Origin of the sequence: Microbacterium sp. GbtcB4 (assembly GCF_019091465.1) — a bacterium.
Taxonomy (GTDB): domain Bacteria; phylum Actinomycetota; class Actinomycetes; order Actinomycetales; family Microbacteriaceae; genus Microbacterium; species Microbacterium paraoxydans.
The window spans coordinates 1-263 of the sequence record NZ_JAGXJJ010000191.1; the positions used below are offsets into that span (position 1 = coordinate 1).

Genomic DNA, 263 nt, shown 5'->3' on the forward strand with positions numbered 1-263 from the left:
TCCCGCGGCGCCCTGGCCGCCCTCGCCGCCTCCGCGCCCGCCGTCCTGGCACTCTCCGCCTGCTCCTCCACCGCCACCGGGGAGTCGGGCGGCGACATCACCCTCAGCTACGCGATCTGGGACGAGAACCAGAAGCCCGCGATGGTGGACATCGCCGCCGCGTACACCGAGGAGCACCCGAACGTCTCGATCGCGATCCAGGTCACGCCGTACAAGGAGTACTTCACCAAGCTCCAGACCGCGGTGACGGGCGGCTCTGCCGC

General features: G+C 71.1%; 1 pseudogene. It reads left to right on the top strand.

From position 1 onward, the window contains the following. A pseudogene (locus tag KVS71_RS17660) lies at nucleotides 1-263 on the top strand (extracellular solute-binding protein); the annotation flags it as partial.